Genomic DNA, 16,316 nt, shown 5'->3' with positions numbered 1-16,316 from the left:
TCAGGGCCGACCCCTGGTCGATCCGGACGCTACGCCGAGCACGTGCCGCGCACAATGCCCCGTTCAGCCGCTCAGGGTTCAGCAGCTCAGCGCTCAGGCGTGAGGTCGTCGAGGATCTCGGCGATCGGCGCCTGCCTCGCCTCCCGCCAGCCTTCGCCCGCCCAGAGGTGCAGCCGCGACGCGTCGCCCGCGGCTGCCGCCTCGGCGCGCATCGCGCGCGTGAGGTGGTGCAGCGCCGGGTAGCCGGAGGGCGCGCCGGCGTCATGCCGCTCGACGAAGCCGTTGACGAGCGCCCGCGCCGGACGGCCGGTGAAGGCGCGCGTGAGCGTCGTGCGCTCGAACGGGGGGTCGGCGAGCGCGGCGCGATGCGTCGCGGAGGTACCCGCCTCGTCGGCGAGGAGGGCGGCGGTGCCGATCGCGACCGCATCCGCGCCGGCCCCGAGCAGCGCCCGCACCTGCTCGCGGCGGGCGATGCCGCCCGCGGCGACGATCGGCAGCGTCGATGCGGCGCGCACCTCTGCCACGAGCTCGAGGAGCGGCATGTCGACCGGCAGCGCGTCCTGCGCCCAGATGCCGGAGTGCCCGCCTGCGGCGGAGCCCTGCACGACGAGCGCGTCCACGCCGGACGCTGCGGCGTCTCGAGCCTCGTCGACCGAGGTGACCGTCTGCATCGTCGCGATGCCGGCGTCCGCGAACGCGGCCAGGACCGCGCGGTCCGGCAGCCCGAACGTGAACGACACGAGCGGCACGCGTGCCTCGAGCAGCAGCGCGACCTTCGCATCCCACGCGTCGTCGTCCTCGCGATTGGCGGCGACGGGTCCGGCCCCGAGCTCGTCGCTGATGCGCTCGGCGTAGGCCTCGTAGTCGGCGTCGGCGATCGGGTGGAGGTTCGGCACGAAGAGGTTGACGCCGAAGCGCTCGATCCCGCGAGCGCGCACCTCGTCGATCTGGCTCGCGAGCGCCTCCGCGCTCTTGTAGCCGCCGGCGAGCTGGGCGAAGGCGCCCGCCGTGGCCGCCCGTGCGACCAGCTCGGGCGTGCTCGGCCCGCCCGCCATCGGCGCGACCATCACCGGGCGGGCGTCGTGCAGCAGTGCGGCGAGGGTCACGCCTCCATCCTGTCGCAGGGCCGACTCCGCCGGTGCGGCCTCGCTACGCTCTGCCCATGCGCGCGGCTGCCTTCGGCGGGATCCTCCTGGTGACGCTCGCTGTGGGAGCCTGCGCATCGGCGGAGGAGGACCGCCTCGAGCGTCCGCGCATCGCGAGCGCGAGCGTCGTGACGTGCGATCTGCAGACCAACGACGTCTTCCTCCCACCCGGCAGCGAGCAGATCGCCGCCGCGCTGCGCTCGGCTCCCCTGCCCGAGGGCATGCACCTGTCCACCCGGACGATCGTCGAGCGGACCGATGCCGACCCGACCATGCTCGAGGCCCACGTGCGCCTCTGCGCCGAGGAGCCGCCGACTCGGGACGAGCTCATCGTGGCGGGCACGGCGCTCGCCGTCGCGATCGGCCAGAGCGAGGTCAGCGACCTGGTCCAGCAGGTGAGCGTGCGGGCATGGCACGCCGACGCGTCGGGGACCCTCGTCGACGCCGGGGAGCCGGTCCGCACGGACTTCCAGGCGCGCGATTGGGCGCCCGGCGACCCACCGGATCCGAGCCGCTGGGAGTAGCGGCGCGCCGACTCGCGCCCGCAGCGGCCGATCGCGAGGACGGCACTGTGGCACGCCTGCCCTCGCCGGATGCGGCGGCAGACCTCAGCTCGCAAGCCGCTCCCGCGTCTGGTCGTGCGATGCGTCGATCGCGTCGATGTAGGCGGTGATCGCGTCGCGGTTCTGCGTCAAGAAGGCGATCTTCTCGGTCATGCGGTCACGCTCGCTGACGAGCAGCTGCCGCAGGCCCGGTTCCGCGTCATGGACGACGATCGTGCGCGACTGATGCAGGCACGGGAGGATGTCCGCCACGATCCGAGTGGGGATGCCCGCATCCACGAGTCCCCGGATCTTCTGCACCCGGTCGACGAGGTACTCGTCGTAGTCCCGATAGCCGTTGCTCAGCCGATGGGGCGTGATGAGTCCCTGCTGCTCGTAGTAGCGCAGCATCCTCGCCGGCACCCCGGTCTTCGCAGCGAGCTCTCCGATGCGCATGTGCACGATCCTGACGTCGACTTGACCTTGACACTGATGACAACGTTGAGACTAGCAGTGCACGTTCGGACGCCAACAGGAGGAGCACCATGACGACCATCGGCTTGATCGGCAGCGGCAACATCGGCGGCGGGATCGCGCGCCTGGCGATCGCCGCGGGCTACGAGGTCGTGCTGAGCAACAGCAGGGGTCCGGAGACGCTCGCTGACCTGGTCGCGGAGCTCGGTCCCGGTGCACGAGCCGCGACGCCGGCAGAGGCCGCAGCCGCGGGCGACCTCGTGGTCGTCTCGGTGCCGCTGCGCGCCTACCCTGACGTGCCGGTCGCCGAGCTGCGCGGCAAGACCGTCATCGACACGAACAACTACTACCCCGAGCGCGACGGTCACATCCCTGCGCTCGACGACGAGTCGACGACCACGGCGGAGCTGCTGCAAGCCCACCTGCCGGAGTCGACCGTCGTGAAGGCGTTCAACAGCATCTACTTCCCGCACCTGGCGAGCCTGGGCCGGCCGTCCGGCGACCCCGACCGCTCGGTGCTCCCGATCGCCGGTGACGACACCGCGGCGAAGGCGGCGGTGACGGCGTTCCTCGATGCGATCGGCTACGACGCGCTCGACGTCGGGCCGCTGGCCGAGGGGTGGCGCTTCCAGCGCGACATGCCCGCGTACACCGCCCCCTACTTCGCCGGCACCGACCCGAACGAGGGCGGACCCGTCGGGCGGGAAGAGCTGAGCGACCGGCTCGCCGAGGCCAAGCGGTACCGCGACCTCTGAGCCGGCACCACCCAATGCCGCGGGACGCCCCGCGGCCGATCCGCCGCGCCTCGGCACGCCTGCCGAGCGCCGCATCCACGAGAAGGACGAACTTGAGCAACGACCGCACGATGATCCTGGGGATGCACCTGGGCAACGGATACGGATCCCAGGGAGCCGCGTGGCGCTTCCCGGGCGTGGATCCCGCGAACTACGCCAGCTTCGACGCGCAGGTGCGCTACGCGCAGGCCGCGGAGCGCGGGAAGCTCGCCTTCCTGTTCCTGCCCGACTTCCCCGGCCTGCAGGGCGATCTCGCCAGCGAGTCTCCCCAGATCACGCTCGAGCCGATGCTGACGCTCGCGGCGATCGCGCGCGAGACGGAGCGCATCGGCCTGGTCGCCACCGGCTCCACGACCTTCAACGAGCCGTTCAACATCGCCCGGCAGTTCAAGGCGCTCGACGTCATGAGCCACGGGCGCGCCGGCTGGAACGCCGTCACCACGAGCGACCCCGGCGCGGCCGCCAACTACGGCCAGGCGATCGCGCCCCGGCCGGAGCGCTACCAGCGGGCGCACGAGACGATCCAGATCGCGCAGGCGCTCTGGGGCAGCTGGCAGCGGGACGCGTGGCTGCGGGACGTCGAGGGCGGCCGGTTCGCCGACCCCGAGAGGATCCAGCCGATCAACCTCCAGGGGCAGCACGTCGCCTCCCGCGGCCCGCTGCCGATCCCCCCGTCCGAGCAGGGGCAGCCCGTCATCTTCTCCGCGGGCGGCGGAGCGAACGGCGTGGAGCTCGCCGGACGCTACGCGAGCGGCGTCATCGGCGCGGCCTTCACCATCGAGGATGCGCGCAGCCAGCGCGACGCCGTCCGGGACGCCGCACGCCGGGCCGGCCGCGACCCCGACGAGGTGAAGTTCTTCGCCGGGGTCATGCCGGCGATCGGCCCCACGAAGCGGGCGGCGCTCGATCGACGAGTGATGCTCGGCCAGCACAGCGCCCCAGCCCGCGTGTCCTACCTGGGTTCGATGCTGGGCCTCGCCCTCGACGCGAGGCAGCTCGACGACCCGCTGAGCGCGTCGCAGCTCGCCATCGCGCGCGCCAGCGAGTTCGACCCGCGCTCCGCACACGCGCTCGAGGTCGCGCTGGAGGGGTGGACGCTGCGCGAGATCCTCGCCCACGGCGTCATCGACTACCACCCGACCCCCGTCGGGACCGCCGCCGTCACCGCCGACCACATGCAGGAGTGGTTCGAGGCGGGCGCCTGCGACGGCTTCTGGGTCTCGATCGACGTGAACGAGGACGGCATCGACACCTTCGTCGACGAGGTGGTGCCGATCCTGCAGGAGCGCGGGCTCTTCCACCACGACTACGAGGGAGCCACCCTCCGCGACCACCTCGGGGCGCCGGCGCAGTACGGCCTCGACCCGCGCGTCTCATAGGTGGGCCGCGAGATGCCGCACCAGCACGCGCAGTCCCCGACCGTCGAGGCGGTCCTCGACCAGGATCGGTACCGCGCGATCTTCCGCCAGCATGCAGCCGCGGTCGCGGTGGTGACGCTCGAGGGGTCGACGGGGCCCGTCGGCTTCACCGCGACGTCGGTCATCTCCGTCTCCGCCAGCCCGCCGGTGCTCGCCTTCTCCGTCGCCGGCACGTCATCGTCCTGGCCCGCGCTCTCGACTGCCGAGACGATCGTCGTCAACTTCCTCTCGGCCGACCAGGCCGACGTGTCGGCTCGCTTCGCGACGCCCGGCATCGACCGGTTCGCCGACCGCGGGTGGGATCGCCTGCCGACAGGCGAGCCCGTGCTGCATGGCGTGCGGGCGCGGGTGCGGGCCCGTGTCCTCGACCGGATCCCCGCCGGGAGCAGCTTCCTCGTCACCCTGCTCGGCCTCGAGAGCGATGCTCCGCGGCGCGACGCACGACCGCTCATCTACCTCGACCGCACGTACCTCGGGCTGCGCAGCCAGGGCACGTACGATGCAGCGTCACACCGTCCACCAGCCGCGGGCTGACCTGCCACTCGTCTTCCCCGGGAGCGCACCGCCCGTGCCGATCCTCACCCGAGCGTTCGCGCGATCTCGGCGATGGCGGTTGGGCCGACTCGACAGCATCCGCCGATGAAGCGGGCGCCCGCCTCGGCCCAGGAGCCGGTGAGCGCGGCGTCGAATCCAGGCTCGCCGATCCATCGACGGCCTGCGCCGTCCCAGCTCTCGCCGGAGTTGGGGTAGACGACAGCGGGTTTGCCGCTCGCCGCGACCGCGGCGCGCACCGCCCGCAGCGCATCGCCGGGCGCACAGCAGTTCACGCCCACCGCCACGATGTGCTCGCGGTCGGCGGCGAGCGCGAACGCCTCGGCCATCGGACGACCGTCCCGCAGCCGATCTCCGGCGATGGTGCACGACAGCCAGGCGGGCGTTCCGAGCTCCTCAGCGAGATCGAGCAGGACCGAGACCTCGTCGAGATCCGGGATCGTCTCGAGTGCGAGCAGGTCGGGCCCGGCGCTCACGAGCAGCTCCATGCGTGGCCCGTGGAAGTCGCGGAGCGCGTTCCGGGTCATGCCGTAGCGGCCGCGGTACTCCGACCCGTCGGCGAGCACAGCGCCGTACGGGCCGACGGATGCGGCGACCAGCCGGACCGCGCGGTCGCCGGTCACAGCGGTGACCTCGTCACGCGCCTCGCGGGCGATCGTCACGCTCCGCCGGATGAGCGCCTCGGCCTCCGCCCGAGCCATGCCCGCGTGTTCGAACCCGTCGACGCTCGCCTGGTAGCTCGCCGTCGTCGCGACCTGCGCGCCCGCCTCGAAGTACGCCCGGTGCACGGCAGCGATCTCGCCGGGTGCATCGCGGAGCAGGCGGGCGGTCCACAGCTCGTCCGTGAGGTCGTGACCGCGGTCGGCGAGGGCATTGGAGAGCCCGCCATCGAGGACAACGACCGGCGACGTCTTCGGTGCCACCACGAGCACATCCTCTCCGAAGGTTGGAGTCGGGGCGACAGGATTCGAACCTGCGACCTCCCGCCCCCAAAGCGGGCGCTCTAGCCAAGCTGAGCTACGCCCCGTAGGGATCGCTCCCGTACGAGTGGCGAGTCTACCGGCGGCTGAGGCGACGCCATCCACAGCCGACGCGACCCCTTCCCGCCAACCGGACCCGTTGCAGCGGGTCGAGTCGACGGGAAGGGGTCGAGTCGGCAGAGCGGGGAGCCCGAGATGCGCCGGACTCCCCGCAGCCTGCGACGCGGTCGATCACCGCGTGCGCTCAGCGCCCGCCGATCACCCGAAGGTGAACGAGTAGGCCTCGACGCCCGCCGGCACCGTCACCTCGATCGTGCCCTCCTGGCTCGCATCGGCTCGCAGCAGCTCGTACGACCGCGGCGTGCCCGAGACCGGGATCTCGACGCGCTCGCCATCGACGTCCGCGACGACCGTGCCCTCGCCTGCCAGCACCATCCGCACCTCCTGGCCGCGGTACTGCAGCCGCACGTCCGCCGAGTCACCGCGCGGGGTGACGAACTGCGTCTCGAGCTGCCACGCGCCGTCGAGCGCGAAGGTGTCGGCAGCCTGCTCGGCCGGGTAGGCGAAGTCCTCGGTCTGCGTGGAGTAGCGCTCCTCGCCACCGAAGTTCTGCACCTTGGTCGTGCCGAGGTACGACTCGGGCGTGATCTCGGTGTTCACCGGCGTCTCGTCCGACATCTCGGTGACAGGGGGCAGCTCGACGTCCGGGTTCGCCTGCTGCAGCAGCTCGCGGATCATCTGCTCGCCCTCGCGGTACTGCCCCTCGCCGAAGTGCACGTTGCGCACGGTGCCCTCGGCATCGATGAGGTAGCGCGCGGGCCAGTAGGCGTTGCGGTAGTTCGTCCACGTGGAGAGCGAGTTGTCGATCGCGACCGGGTACTCGATGCCGAGCGCTTCGGCGCCCTGGATGACGTTCGGGCGCTCCTTCTCGAACGCGTACTCGGGGCTGTGCACGCCGATCACCTGCAGTCCGGCATCCGCGTAGGCGTCGTACCAGGCGTTCATGTGGGGCGTCGAGCGCTGGCAGTTGATGCACGAGTATGCCCAGAAATCGACGAGCACGACCTGGCCGCGCAGCTCCGCGAGGTCGATCGGCTGATCGCCCTCGGTGTTGAACCACGAGTCGATGCCGCGGATGCTCGGAGCCGTGCCGCACTCCTGCAGCTCGGTCGCGCCCGGGTCGCACAGGTCGAGGTCCTGGTTCTCCTCGGTCTCGAGGCCGCCGATCGAGATGGCCTCCTGCACCTCCTCGTTGCCGGCGATGTACTCCTGGATCGCCGACGTGTAGTCGGGCACCAGCCGCTGCAGCCGTGCGGGCACGTCGAAGACGAGGCCGAGCGCGAGCAGCAGCATGAGCGCACCCGAGACGGTGCGGATGACGCCCTGGCGCTTGCGGAACGCCTTGATGCGCTCGGCGAGGCCGCGGCCCGCGAGCGCGAAGAACAGCAGCGGCAGCGCCGCGCCGATCGCGAAGGAGACGGTGAGCACGACGGTGTCGGCGCCGATCTGGCCCGTGGAACCGGCGACCGTGATGGCCGCGAGCACGGGTCCTGCGCACGGCACGTAGACGGCGCCGAGCGCGAGGCCGAGCGGGAAGCCCTGGAGCTTCGACGACTTCTCGCCCGCGGTCTGCAGGAACGGGAGCTTCTCGAAGGGCTTCTCGAGCAGGTGCTGGAACTGCGGCACGATGAGGCCGACGCCGATGAGCGCGAGCACGATGATGCCCGCCCAGCGCAGCACGTCCTGCGGGAGGCCGAGGAGGCTCAGCACCAGGCTGCCGGCGAGCGTCATGAGCGTGAAGCTCACGACGATGCCCGAGATCACGAGGTAGGGCCGCCAGCGCGAGATCGACCGCTGCTTGACGCTCGCGCGCGTCGCGGTGGCGACGCCGCCGCTCCCCTGCGCGGCGTCGGCGGACGCATCCGACGCCTGCTCGTCGCGCGCGGACTGCATGCCGCCGGAGAAGAGGATGACGGGCAGCACCGGGATGATGCAGGGCGAGATGCCGGTGATGAATCCACCCAGCAATCCGATCAGGGCGAGCATGGTGCCTCCTTGGCGAGTTGCCGTTGGTTCGGCGCGGCGGCCCTCCCGGATGGCCTCGGATGTCGATGAGCGATCTTCCAATCCGCGCTCCGCACGCCTCCGAACCCCTGGCATCACCGGCTCGCACGGGCCGGCAACCCAACAGGGAAGGAGAGCAGCGATGCTCACCAAGAAGAACCCCAAGATGGCCGGGCTCGTGCTCGTCGGCACGGCGACGCTCGTGCTCGCGGGCTGCTCGATGGGCGGCTCCACGACGGCCGACGAGACGATGGAGCCGACGACGGCCCCCAGCGCCTCCGAGGAGTCGATGGAGACCGAAGCCGCGATGGACCCCGCCTACGACAACCTTGTCGGCGCCGGCTGCGCGATGTACGACGAGGCGGTGCCGGACGGCGCTGGCTCGATCGTCGGCATGTCGCAGGACCCGGTCGCGGTCGCGGCCTCGAACAACCCGATGCTCACGCAGCTCGTCGCGGCCGTCTCTGGCCAGCTGAACCCGGATGTCGACCTCGTCGACACGCTGAACGGTGACGAGTTCACCGTCTTCGCACCGGTCGACGACGCCTTCGCGGCGCTGCCCGCTGAGACCGTCGAGATGCTGCAGACGCCCGAGGGCGCCGAGACGCTCGAGTCGGTGCTGACCTACCACGTCATCCCCGGTCAGATCGCGCCCGACGCGATCGCCGGCACGCACATGACCGTCCAGGGCGAGGAGCTCATGGTCGAGGGCGACGCTGACGAGCTCATGGTCAACGGCGACGCCGCGACCGTCGTCTGCGGTGGCGTCCAGACCGCCAACGCCACGGTCTACCTCATCGACTCGGTGCTCATGCCGCCGTCGATGGGCTGATCCAGCAGCACACGCATCGAAGGGGCCGGTCCGAGAGGATCGGCCCCTTCGACGTGCGTGCCTTTCACCGGCTGAACGCGTTCAGCCATGATGGGTGCATGACGAACCAGCGCGGGGCCACGAAGGGCGCCCGCACCGCAGCCCGCATCCGCGAGGTCGCGTTCGCCGCGCTGCGCGAGGACGGGTGGCGCACGACGACGATGCGCGGCATCGCCGACCGCGCCGGGGTGTCGCCCGGCACGATCTACCTCTCGATGCCCTCGAAGGACCACCTGCTGCTCGCGCTCTACGACGAGACGGTCGTCCGGATCGAGCAGCGGGCGACCGAGGCCATCACGGGCGTGCGGCCGTTCGCCGCGCGGCTGGGCATCGCGCTCGACATCGCGCTCGACGAGATCGCGCCGTTCCACCGGGTGGCCACCGAGGCCATCGGGCAGGCGATCACCGCCGACTCCCCCGTCAGCCCGTTCGGCGAGGCGTCGAGGGCGTCGCGCGAGCGGATGGTGGCGCTGTTCACGACCCTCGTCGAGGGATCGGACCTGCTGACCGACCGCCAGCTGCGCCGAGCCCTCCCCGAGCTGCTCTGGGGATTGCTCATGGCAGGCATGCTGGCGTGGACGAGCGACCGCAGCCGCGACCAGCGGCGCACCCGGGCGCTGCTGCAGCAGGCGGTGCCCATGATCGACCGCGCGATCCGGATCACCGCGGTGCCGCTGCTGCGGGCGCAGGTGCGGGACCTGCTCGCCCTCACGGCAGCGCTGAAGCAGCTCCCCGATGACGACGCGTGAGCGGCGCCACCGCGCCAGCAGCTAGAGCGTGCGCTCCCGGATCATCCGCGCGAGCTCGAGCCCGGAGTCCTTCACGGTGCGCTCCTGGGTGTCGTAGTCGACCCGCACGATGCCGAAGCGCTTGTGGTAGCCCCATGCCCACTCGTAGTTGTCCATGAGCGACCAGTAGAAGTAGCCCTTGACGGGCACGCCCGCGTCGATGGCGTCGAGCACCGCGCCGACGTGGAGGCGGAGGAACTCGACCCGCTCGGCGTCGTGGACGCGCTGCTCGCCCGTCGCCGCATCCGTGTCGAGCACGTCGTCGTACGCCGCGCCGTTCTCGGTGACCCAGAGGTCGACACCCTTCGGGCCGGCGTAGTCCTCGTGGAGGCGGCGCAGCAGCCGGGTGAGCCCCTCGGGCTGCACCTCCCAGCCCATGGTCGTCGTCGGCAGCCCGCGCGGGTGGATCTCGACACCGTCCGCGGCAGGGAACGGGCTGCGGATCGGCCGGTCAGTCGGCGCATCCTGCAGCATCGGCTCCGCCAGCGGCTCGAACGAGCACGCGTCGCCGTGGTAGTAGTTCACGCCCAGGACGTCGATCGGCGCGCCGATGATCTCGAGGTCGCCGTCCTGCACGACGGCGTCGAGGCCGAGGTGGCCGACGTCGGCGAGCAGCGTCTCGGGGTAGCTGCCGCGCAGGATCGGGTCGACGAAGAAGCGGTTGTACTGCTCGTCGATGCGGCGGGCGGCGTCGACATCCGACGGATTGGTCGGGTCGACCGGGTCGGCGACCGTGAAGTTGAGCGTGATGCCGAGCCGCTCCGCGCCGGCGTCGCGCAGCGCCTGCACGGCCATGCCGTGCGCGAGCAGCAGGTGGTGCCCGGCAGCGAGGCCGTCGGCGACGCTCTGCCGGCCGGGCGCGTGGGCGCCGGCGATGTAGGAGAGGAACGACGAGCACCACGGCTCGTTGAGGGTCGTCCAGTTGTCGACGCGGTCGCCGAGCTTCTCGTGCACGGCCAGCGCGTAGTCGACGAAGCGGCTCGCGGTGTCGCGCGACGGCCAGCCGCCCGCCTCCTCGAGCACCTGCGGCAGGTCCCAGTGGTAGAGCGTGAGCCAGGGCATGATGTCGGCGTCGAGCAGCTCGTCGACGAGCCGCGAGTAGAAGTCGAGGCCGGCGGGGTTCGGCGCGCCGCCGTCAGGGCATACGCGCGACCAGCTGGTCGAGAAGCGGTACGACTGCAGCCCGAGCTCGCGCATCATCGCCACGTCGGCGGGCATGCGGTGGTAGTGGTCGCACGCGACGTCGCCGGTGTGGCCGTCGATCACGGCGCCCGGCACGCGGGCGAACGCGTCCCAGATGCTGGGGCGACGGCCGTCCTCGGCCGCGGCGCCCTCGATCTGGTAGGCGGCGGTCGCGCCGCCGAGGATGAGGTCTGTGGGGATGCTGCGCTGCACCGCACGAGCGTATCCCGCCATCCGGGGTGCCGATGTGCATGCCGGATGCGGTGCGGATCGCGCCGACCGGATGCGGTAGATTCGACCAGTCCCGACGCGCGAGCACGGGGCACGCGGGCGTAGCTCAATGGTAGAGCCTCAGTCTTCCAAACTGATTACGCGGGTTCGATTCCCGTCGCCCGCTCCGTCAGCGGTACAGCTCGAGCGCAGGCTCCTCGGCGTCCAGGGAGCTCCAGCCCTGCACCTCGCTCCACGCGAGCGGAGCGTCGGCGTACATCGGCTCGATGATCGACCACATCGCCGCATGGTCACTCCCGCCGAAGAAGACCTGGTAGATCTCACCGTCGGATCCGTTGCCGTCGAGATAGCCGACGCCCGCATCGAGCAGCGCCTCACCAGCCTCGAGCTCGAGCGCGAACATGTCGTGCCACACAGCGTCGTCCGTCTCTGCGGGCCAGCCGGTGAACGTCATCATGATCGACTGCCCGGCCTCCTCCAGCGCAGGGTCGATCGCCTCCCAGTGCTCCTCGACGCGCTCGACATGCTGGACGTCGGTGATCGGCACGCCGCCGGGCGACGATGGCGGGGGCGTGATGCACGCCGTCATGCCCATGAGCGCCACGAGCACCGCGCCCGCGCCAGCGGTCCGACCTGACAGAGCACGTCGACCGCGCGCAGTCGTGTCTCGTGCGAGCATCCGAGGCTCCTGTGATCGATCGGTCGTGCGTCTGGGAGAGCATATGTGGCTCGCGAGCAGTGGCCCGCATGAGGCACGAGGATGCGATCTCGGCCGTCGAGGGCAGTGCTCTCCACAGGCCCTTCCACGTCGCGCTGATCGGCCGCCCCATGTCAGTGGCCGGTGGGAGACTGCGCCCATGTCGACGGAGATCCAGGCCTCGCGGTGGCCGACGCACCGGCAGCTGCCGGTGCCGCTCGACCCCGCCGCGGCGCAGGGTCCGCTGTGGCTGCGGGGTCCGCGACCCGGCGATGTCGCCGAGTCAGGCGCCCCCGCGGTGACGCCGGTCGAGGCAGGCACGGAGATCGCGCCCGTGCCCGTGCCGACGGTGCAGGATGTGCGCGCGTCGGCGATCAAGATCGTCGTCGACCTCGACGCCGCGATCGCCGGGCTGCAGGCGATGCGCACCCATGCGCTCGCAGGTCTCGGGCTGCTGGCGCTCGAGGAGGCAGGCGACGCGCACCTCGACGCCGGGATCGTCATGCGCGACCTCGCGAACGAGCTCGCCCTCCGCCAGCGCCGCAGCGACCGCACCGTCGAGGCAGAGATCGACCGCGCCATGCGGATCCTCGACGAATGGCCCGCAACGCTCCGCGCCTGGGGCGAGACCCGCATCCACCAGGGCCACCTCCGCGTCATCACCGACATCGGCGCACCCCTCAAGACGCCGGAAGCCCGAGCCGCGTTCGAGGCTGCGCTGCTTCCGGTCGCGGAGACGACGACGCCGGCGCGGCTGGCGAGGATCGCCCGCCGCGAGCTCGAGAAGCTCATCGAGGAGCCGCTGACCGAGCGGCACCGCGTCGCCCGGGACGGTCGCGAGGTGTTCGTCACCGACCTCGCCGACGCCATGTCGAGACTCGTGCTCGTCATCCCCACCGTCCTCGCCCACGGCATCCTCGACCGCTCCATCGAGATGGCGCGCGCCGCCGACCCCGACGACCCGCGCACCGTCGACCAGCGCCGAGCCGACGCCTGCTGCGACCTGCTCCTCACGGGCGAACCCACCGACCGGGCGTTAGCAGGCATCCGCGCACAGGTCAGCATCGTCATCCCGGCGACCGTGCTCCTCGGCGAGGACGGCAGCGACGACAGCAGCAGCGGTGACAACGCCAGGCTGCGCAGCGGCGCGCTCGTCGACCCCGACACCGCCCTATGGCTCGCGGGGGTGACCAAGACGTGGACCCGCGTGTTCACCGACCCCGTCAAGGGACATGTCATCGCCGCCGACACCTACCGGCCATCGCGCAAGGTCCGGCGGCTGCTCCGCGAGCGCGACCAGCGCTGCCGATGGCCCGGCTGCTGCGCCAAGGCCGAGCACGCCGACATCGACCACACCATCCCCTGGATCGACGGAGGCAAGACCACCCCCGGCAACCTCGCCCACCTCTGCCGACGACATCACATGCTCAAGGGCGCCGTGCTCCCCGCCGGCAGACGATGGAAGGTCACCCAGCTCGAACCCGGCGTGCTGCGGTTCGAGTCGCCCATGGGCGCCGTCTACGTCGACGAGCCGGAGCAGGTCGGACCCCGGTTCACCGAGAGCCACACCGAATGGCTCTGGCGAGGCACGTTCGGGCCGGCACCGAAGGCGCCGTTCTAGTCGATCGGTCTCGATACGCGTGCCGCTTCGCGACGCGCTACTCGACCAGCGTGGTGGCGGCGCCCGCGCTCACAGCCGCACGCAGTAGCGTGCCGGTGTGCAGGCCAGGCTCGTCTCCCGTCCCCGCCGGCAGGGCTCGACCCGGCTCGGCGCGGCCCTCGTCGCGATCGCATCGCTCGCTCTCGCCGCCTGCGTCGCGATGCCGCCCTCGACGCCCGACGACCCGGCCATCCCTGCGAGCCCCACGCCGGTCTTCAGCGACATCGCGCCCGCGCCGACCACCAACGGTCCCACCGACCCCCCGGTGCCGACGACCGCCCCTGGCGAGTTCTCCTACGGCGACACCGTAACGATCCACACCGACCGCGGGTCCACGTGGGAGGTCACGGCCCTGCGCTCGATCGACCCGGCCGACGACCTGGCCGCGATGACAGGCGGAGTGCCGCGCGCCGGCGAGCGCTTCGTCATCCTCGAGCTCGAGATCACGAACGTCGGCGTCATCACGACGCATCCGATGCACGACATGACCTTCGCCTACCAGCCCGACGGCGGACCCTTCACCGACCAGAACTCCGCGTCGACCGCCGCAGCGCCGAACGACCTCGGCTACATCTACGACTTCGCGCCCGGCGACAGCGAGGTCGCGCAGGTGATCGTCGCGGTGCGCGCCGACGACCCGACCGGGTCGTGGGTCATCAGCCCGTCGGAGTCGGGGATCGACGCGGCGACGCTGTATCGGTGGCGCTGAGGCGCGACGTCAGAGCTGGCAGCCGGGGCACCAGTAGAGCTTGCGCCCCTGCATCGTCTCGAGCGCGATCGAGGTGCCGCAGCGACGGCACGGCTGCCCCTCGCGCTTGTAGACCCAGTGCCGGTCGGCGCGGTTCGCGAGCGCCGCGGCCCGACGCGCGCCGCGCAGCCCGTCGATCGTGAGCATCTGCCCGGTCTCGACGCCGATCCGCAGCAGCTTCACCCAGTCCCGCCAGAGCCGGCGCAGCTCGTCCTCCGGCACGACGTTGCCGGGGCGATGCGGATCCATCCGCGCCCGGAACAGCAGCTCGGCCCGGTAGACGTTGCCGATCCCGGCGACCACCGACTGGTCCATGAGCAGCTGTCCGATCGCCTGGCCCGACCGCGCGGCGCGCGCGACGAAGCGGTCCTCCGCGCGCCGACGCGACTCGGTCGGCGCCTCCGGATCGGGCCCCAGCCGATCCGCGAGCGCCCGCACCTGCGCGGGCTCGAGCACCTCGCACACGGTCGGACCGCGCAGGTCGGCGACGGCGGCCGCGGTGAGGATGCGCACGCGCACCTGCCCGACCGGCTCCGGCGGGAAGTCCGCGACCTCGCTCGCCGTCTCGCGCTCCCCCGCTCGCAGCCGGGCGAGCCGCGGCGCTCCGATCGAGGCGATCGAGTCCTCGTGCTCGCCGTCCGTGCCGGCGCCGCCGCCGACGCCGCGCATGCCGGTCTGCCCCATCCGGGCGGTGCCGACCGCGAGCGTGCTCGCGAGGATCGTCGGATCGACCGAGATCGCGCCGGCGAAGTCCCACGCGCCGTAGATGCCGAGGTGCACGTGCAGGACGCGGTCCGGCGCCGCCGCGGTGCCGTCGAACCCCAGCAGCAGGTGCTTGCCGATCGCCTCCGACGAGGTGATGGTGCGGCCGTCGAGCTCGGCGGCGCCCACCTCGAAGCGGCCCTGCGGACTCGTCACGGCGGCGCGGCTGCCGACGAAGTTCGCCCCGAACTGCCGGGCGATGCGATGGACGGAATGCCCCTCAGGCATCGGAGCCTGCCGCCATCAGTGGATCTCGTGGCCCGCGATGCTGCCGGTCGTCTCGTACTCCCCCAGCTGCGCGATCCGCCGCGCGTGGCGCTCAGCACCGGAGAAGGGCGTCGCGAGGAAGGCGTCGATGATGTCGAGCATCTCCTGCTCGGAGTGCTGACGCGCACCGACGGCGACCACGTTCGCGTCGTTGTGCTCGCGCGCGAGCTCTGCGGTCGGCAGGCTCCAGGCGAGCGCCGCACGCACGCCCTCGACCTTGTTCGCCGCCATCTGCTCGCCGTTGCCGGAGCCGCCGAAGACCACGCCGAGCGCCTCGACGCCCGCACGCTGGTCGCGCACGACCGCCCGCGCGGCGTTGATGCAGAAGGAGGGGTAGTCGTCCTCGGCGTCGTACTCGGCCGGGCCGTGGTCGACGACCTCGTGGCCGGCGGCCTCGAGGTGGGCGACGAGCCGCTTCGACATCTCGAAGCCAGCGTGGTCGGTGCCGACGTGCACGCGCATCAGGCGACCTGCGGCTCGTCGGCGACGCGGTCGAAGACGGGACCGCGCGTGCGGGAGCGCTTGAGCTCGAAGAAGCCGTCGATCGACGCGGCCGCGACGACGCCGTCGAAGAGCCGCAGGGCCTCCTCGCCGGTGGGCGCCGGGCTCACGACCGGTCCGAAGAACGCGACGTCGTCGACCGCGACGACCGGAGTGCCGACGTCGTCGCCGACGAGGTCGATCGCCGCCTGGTGGGTGCCGCGCAGCGTCGCGTCGCGCGCATCCGTCTCGTCGGCGAGCGACGCGTCGAGGCCGACCTCGGCGAGCGCCTCGGCGACGACCGCGTCGTCGTCCTTGCGGCGGTCGTGGTGGATGCGCGTGCCGAGCGCGTCGTACAGCGGCTTCACGACCGCGTCGCCACCGGCCTCGCGAGCCGCGGTCACGAGGCGCGTGAGGCGCATCGACCGCGGCATCCGTGCCAGGTACTCGGCGGGGAGGTCACGGCCCTCGTTCAGCACGGCCAGGCTCATCACCTGCCAGTCGACGTCGAAGCCGCGGGTGTCGGCGACCTCGCCCAGCCAGCGGGACGTCATCCACGCCCACGGGCAGGTCGGATCGAACCACATCCGCACGCGCGGCTGGGCCTCGGGGACGGTCTCGATCGGGGTCGTCGCACTCATGCCTCGATGCTAGCGACGGC

At 71.9% G+C, this 16,316-nt stretch carries 17 protein-coding genes and 2 tRNA genes; 9 read left to right on the top strand and 10 right to left on the bottom strand.

What is annotated here, in order from left to right; translation table 11 throughout:
• Positions 1-86 precede the first annotated feature (86 nt).
• Entirely contained in the window at positions 87-1,106 is a 1,020-nt protein-coding gene (locus tag ACVWW9_RS10935; protein ID WP_456515531.1) for a nitronate monooxygenase, read from the bottom strand.
• Between the two features lie 56 nt (positions 1,107-1,162).
• On the opposite strand from ACVWW9_RS10935, the gene ACVWW9_RS10930 reads away from it, so the two are divergent.
• Positions 1,163-1,669 carry a hypothetical protein gene (locus ACVWW9_RS10930; protein ID WP_456515530.1) on the top strand — a complete coding sequence of 169 codons (507 nt, stop codon included), beginning with the start codon at positions 1,163-1,165 and terminating at the stop codon, positions 1,667-1,669.
• An 84-nt stretch (positions 1,670-1,753) separates the two neighbouring features.
• On the opposite strand, the gene ACVWW9_RS10925 is transcribed toward ACVWW9_RS10930, so the two are convergent.
• Positions 1,754-2,143, bottom strand: a complete 390-nt coding sequence (locus ACVWW9_RS10925; RefSeq protein WP_456515529.1) for a MerR family transcriptional regulator — start codon at positions 2,141-2,143, stop codon at positions 1,754-1,756.
• A gap of 89 nt (positions 2,144-2,232) precedes the next feature.
• Here ACVWW9_RS10925 and ACVWW9_RS10920 point away from each other — a divergent pair, with 89 nt between their 5' ends.
• The 3 genes from ACVWW9_RS10920 to ACVWW9_RS10910 all read left to right on the top strand — a co-directional run bounded on the left by ACVWW9_RS10920 (position 2,233) and on the right by ACVWW9_RS10910 (position 4,907).
• Complete coding sequence (locus tag ACVWW9_RS10920) at positions 2,233-2,916, top strand: NADPH-dependent F420 reductase (RefSeq protein ID WP_456515528.1); 684 nt, start codon at positions 2,233-2,235, stop codon at positions 2,914-2,916.
• 92 nt (positions 2,917-3,008) lie between these two features.
• A complete protein-coding gene (locus tag ACVWW9_RS10915) occupies positions 3,009-4,334 on the top strand; it encodes an NtaA/DmoA family FMN-dependent monooxygenase (RefSeq protein ID WP_456515527.1) in 1,326 nt (441 codons plus the stop codon).
• Positions 4,335-4,346: 12 nt separating this feature from the next.
• On the top strand, positions 4,347-4,907 hold the full coding sequence (locus ACVWW9_RS10910) for a flavin reductase family protein (RefSeq protein ID WP_456515526.1): 561 nt from the start codon (positions 4,347-4,349) through the stop codon (positions 4,905-4,907).
• A gap of 44 nt (positions 4,908-4,951) precedes the next feature.
• Here ACVWW9_RS10910 and mmuM read toward each other — a convergent pair whose 3' ends face one another.
• The 3 genes from mmuM to ACVWW9_RS10895 all read right to left on the bottom strand — a co-directional run bounded on the left by mmuM (position 4,952) and on the right by ACVWW9_RS10895 (position 7,951).
• Positions 4,952-5,851 carry a homocysteine S-methyltransferase gene (gene mmuM, locus ACVWW9_RS10905; protein WP_456515525.1) on the bottom strand — a complete coding sequence of 300 codons (900 nt, stop codon included), beginning with the start codon at positions 5,849-5,851 and terminating at the stop codon, positions 4,952-4,954.
• A gap of 26 nt (positions 5,852-5,877) precedes the next feature.
• Positions 5,878-5,952, bottom strand: a tRNA-Pro gene (locus ACVWW9_RS10900).
• A 211-nt stretch (positions 5,953-6,163) separates the two neighbouring features.
• Complete coding sequence (locus ACVWW9_RS10895; RefSeq protein ID WP_456515524.1) at positions 6,164-7,951, bottom strand: redoxin domain-containing protein; 1,788 nt, start codon at positions 7,949-7,951, stop codon at positions 6,164-6,166.
• Positions 7,952-8,111: 160 nt separating this feature from the next.
• Here ACVWW9_RS10895 and ACVWW9_RS10890 point away from each other — a divergent pair, with 160 nt between their 5' ends.
• Together ACVWW9_RS10890 and ACVWW9_RS10885 are read left to right on the top strand one after the other, a co-directional pair.
• Positions 8,112-8,801 carry a fasciclin domain-containing protein gene (locus tag ACVWW9_RS10890; RefSeq protein WP_354261282.1) on the top strand — a complete coding sequence of 230 codons (690 nt, stop codon included), beginning with the start codon at positions 8,112-8,114 and terminating at the stop codon, positions 8,799-8,801.
• A gap of 98 nt (positions 8,802-8,899) precedes the next feature.
• Positions 8,900-9,589, top strand: a complete 690-nt coding sequence (locus ACVWW9_RS10885; RefSeq protein WP_456515523.1) for a TetR family transcriptional regulator — start codon at positions 8,900-8,902, stop codon at positions 9,587-9,589.
• Between the two features lie 21 nt (positions 9,590-9,610).
• On the opposite strand, the gene ACVWW9_RS10880 is transcribed toward ACVWW9_RS10885, so the two are convergent.
• Complete coding sequence (locus ACVWW9_RS10880) at positions 9,611-11,044, bottom strand: GH1 family beta-glucosidase (protein ID WP_456515522.1); 1,434 nt, start codon at positions 11,042-11,044, stop codon at positions 9,611-9,613.
• Positions 11,045-11,136: 92 nt separating this feature from the next.
• Between ACVWW9_RS10880 and ACVWW9_RS10875 the strand changes: the two genes are divergently transcribed.
• A tRNA-Gly gene (locus ACVWW9_RS10875) sits at positions 11,137-11,207 on the top strand.
• Between the two features lie 3 nt (positions 11,208-11,210).
• On the opposite strand, the gene ACVWW9_RS10870 is transcribed toward ACVWW9_RS10875, so the two are convergent.
• The gene (locus tag ACVWW9_RS10870) at positions 11,211-11,720 is read right to left on the bottom strand and encodes a hypothetical protein (protein ID WP_456515521.1); all 510 of its coding nucleotides are present in this window, start codon (positions 11,718-11,720) and stop codon (positions 11,211-11,213) included.
• 178 nt (positions 11,721-11,898) lie between these two features.
• On the opposite strand from ACVWW9_RS10870, the gene ACVWW9_RS10865 reads away from it, so the two are divergent.
• Together ACVWW9_RS10865 and ACVWW9_RS10860 are read left to right on the top strand one after the other, a co-directional pair.
• A complete protein-coding gene (locus ACVWW9_RS10865; protein WP_456515520.1) occupies positions 11,899-13,359 on the top strand; it encodes a DUF222 domain-containing protein in 1,461 nt (486 codons plus the stop codon).
• Positions 13,360-13,456: 97 nt separating this feature from the next.
• Entirely contained in the window at positions 13,457-14,107 is a 651-nt protein-coding gene (locus ACVWW9_RS10860) for a hypothetical protein (protein ID WP_456515519.1), read from the top strand.
• Positions 14,108-14,116: 9 nt separating this feature from the next.
• On the opposite strand, the gene ACVWW9_RS10855 is transcribed toward ACVWW9_RS10860, so the two are convergent.
• From ACVWW9_RS10855 to ACVWW9_RS10845, 3 genes are read right to left on the bottom strand one after another with little or no spacing between them, the layout of a single operon-like run.
• Complete coding sequence (locus tag ACVWW9_RS10855; protein WP_456515518.1) at positions 14,117-15,136, bottom strand: Fpg/Nei family DNA glycosylase; 1,020 nt, start codon at positions 15,134-15,136, stop codon at positions 14,117-14,119.
• 15 nt (positions 15,137-15,151) lie between these two features.
• Positions 15,152-15,637 carry a ribose-5-phosphate isomerase gene (locus tag ACVWW9_RS10850; protein ID WP_456515517.1) on the bottom strand — a complete coding sequence of 162 codons (486 nt, stop codon included), beginning with the start codon at positions 15,635-15,637 and terminating at the stop codon, positions 15,152-15,154.
• The gene (locus tag ACVWW9_RS10845; protein ID WP_456515516.1) at positions 15,637-16,296 is read right to left on the bottom strand and encodes a mycothiol-dependent nitroreductase Rv2466c family protein; all 660 of its coding nucleotides are present in this window, start codon (positions 16,294-16,296) and stop codon (positions 15,637-15,639) included. Before ACVWW9_RS10845 ends, ACVWW9_RS10850 begins: the two co-directional genes overlap by 1 nt.
• Positions 16,297-16,316: the final 20 nt, after the last annotated feature.

Source organism: Agrococcus sp. UYP33 (assembly GCF_054060915.1).
This window is presented reverse-complemented; position numbering and strand designations above follow the sequence as displayed.

Bases quoted from the DNA above. Each gene is read 5' to 3' on its own strand.
- ACVWW9_RS10925 (WP_456515529.1), bottom strand. From the start codon at position 2,143: ATGCGCATCGGAGAGCTCGCTGCGAAGACCGGGGTGCCGGCGAGGATG.
- ACVWW9_RS10895 (WP_456515524.1), bottom strand. From the start codon at position 7,951: ATGCTCGCCCTGATCGGATTGCTGGGTGGATTCATCACCGGCATCTCG.
- ACVWW9_RS10870 (WP_456515521.1), bottom strand. From the start codon at position 11,720: ATGCTCGCACGAGACACGACTGCGCGCGGTCGACGTGCTCTGTCAGGT.
- ACVWW9_RS10930 (WP_456515530.1), top strand. From the start codon at position 1,163: ATGCGCGCGGCTGCCTTCGGCGGGATCCTCCTGGTGACGCTCGCTGTG.
- ACVWW9_RS10890 (WP_354261282.1), top strand. From the start codon at position 8,112: ATGCTCACCAAGAAGAACCCCAAGATGGCCGGGCTCGTGCTCGTCGGC.
- ACVWW9_RS10845 (WP_456515516.1), bottom strand. From the start codon at position 16,296: ATGAGTGCGACGACCCCGATCGAGACCGTCCCCGAGGCCCAGCCGCGC.
- ACVWW9_RS10910 (WP_456515526.1), top strand. From the start codon at position 4,347: ATGCCGCACCAGCACGCGCAGTCCCCGACCGTCGAGGCGGTCCTCGAC.
- ACVWW9_RS10880 (WP_456515522.1), bottom strand. From the start codon at position 11,044: ATGGCGGGATACGCTCGTGCGGTGCAGCGCAGCATCCCCACAGACCTC.
- ACVWW9_RS10885 (WP_456515523.1), top strand. From the start codon at position 8,900: ATGACGAACCAGCGCGGGGCCACGAAGGGCGCCCGCACCGCAGCCCGC.
- ACVWW9_RS10920 (WP_456515528.1), top strand. From the start codon at position 2,233: ATGACGACCATCGGCTTGATCGGCAGCGGCAACATCGGCGGCGGGATC.
- ACVWW9_RS10850 (WP_456515517.1), bottom strand. From the start codon at position 15,637: ATGCGCGTGCACGTCGGCACCGACCACGCTGGCTTCGAGATGTCGAAG.
- ACVWW9_RS10855 (WP_456515518.1), bottom strand. From the start codon at position 15,136: ATGCCTGAGGGGCATTCCGTCCATCGCATCGCCCGGCAGTTCGGGGCG.
- ACVWW9_RS10865 (WP_456515520.1), top strand. From the start codon at position 11,899: ATGTCGACGGAGATCCAGGCCTCGCGGTGGCCGACGCACCGGCAGCTG.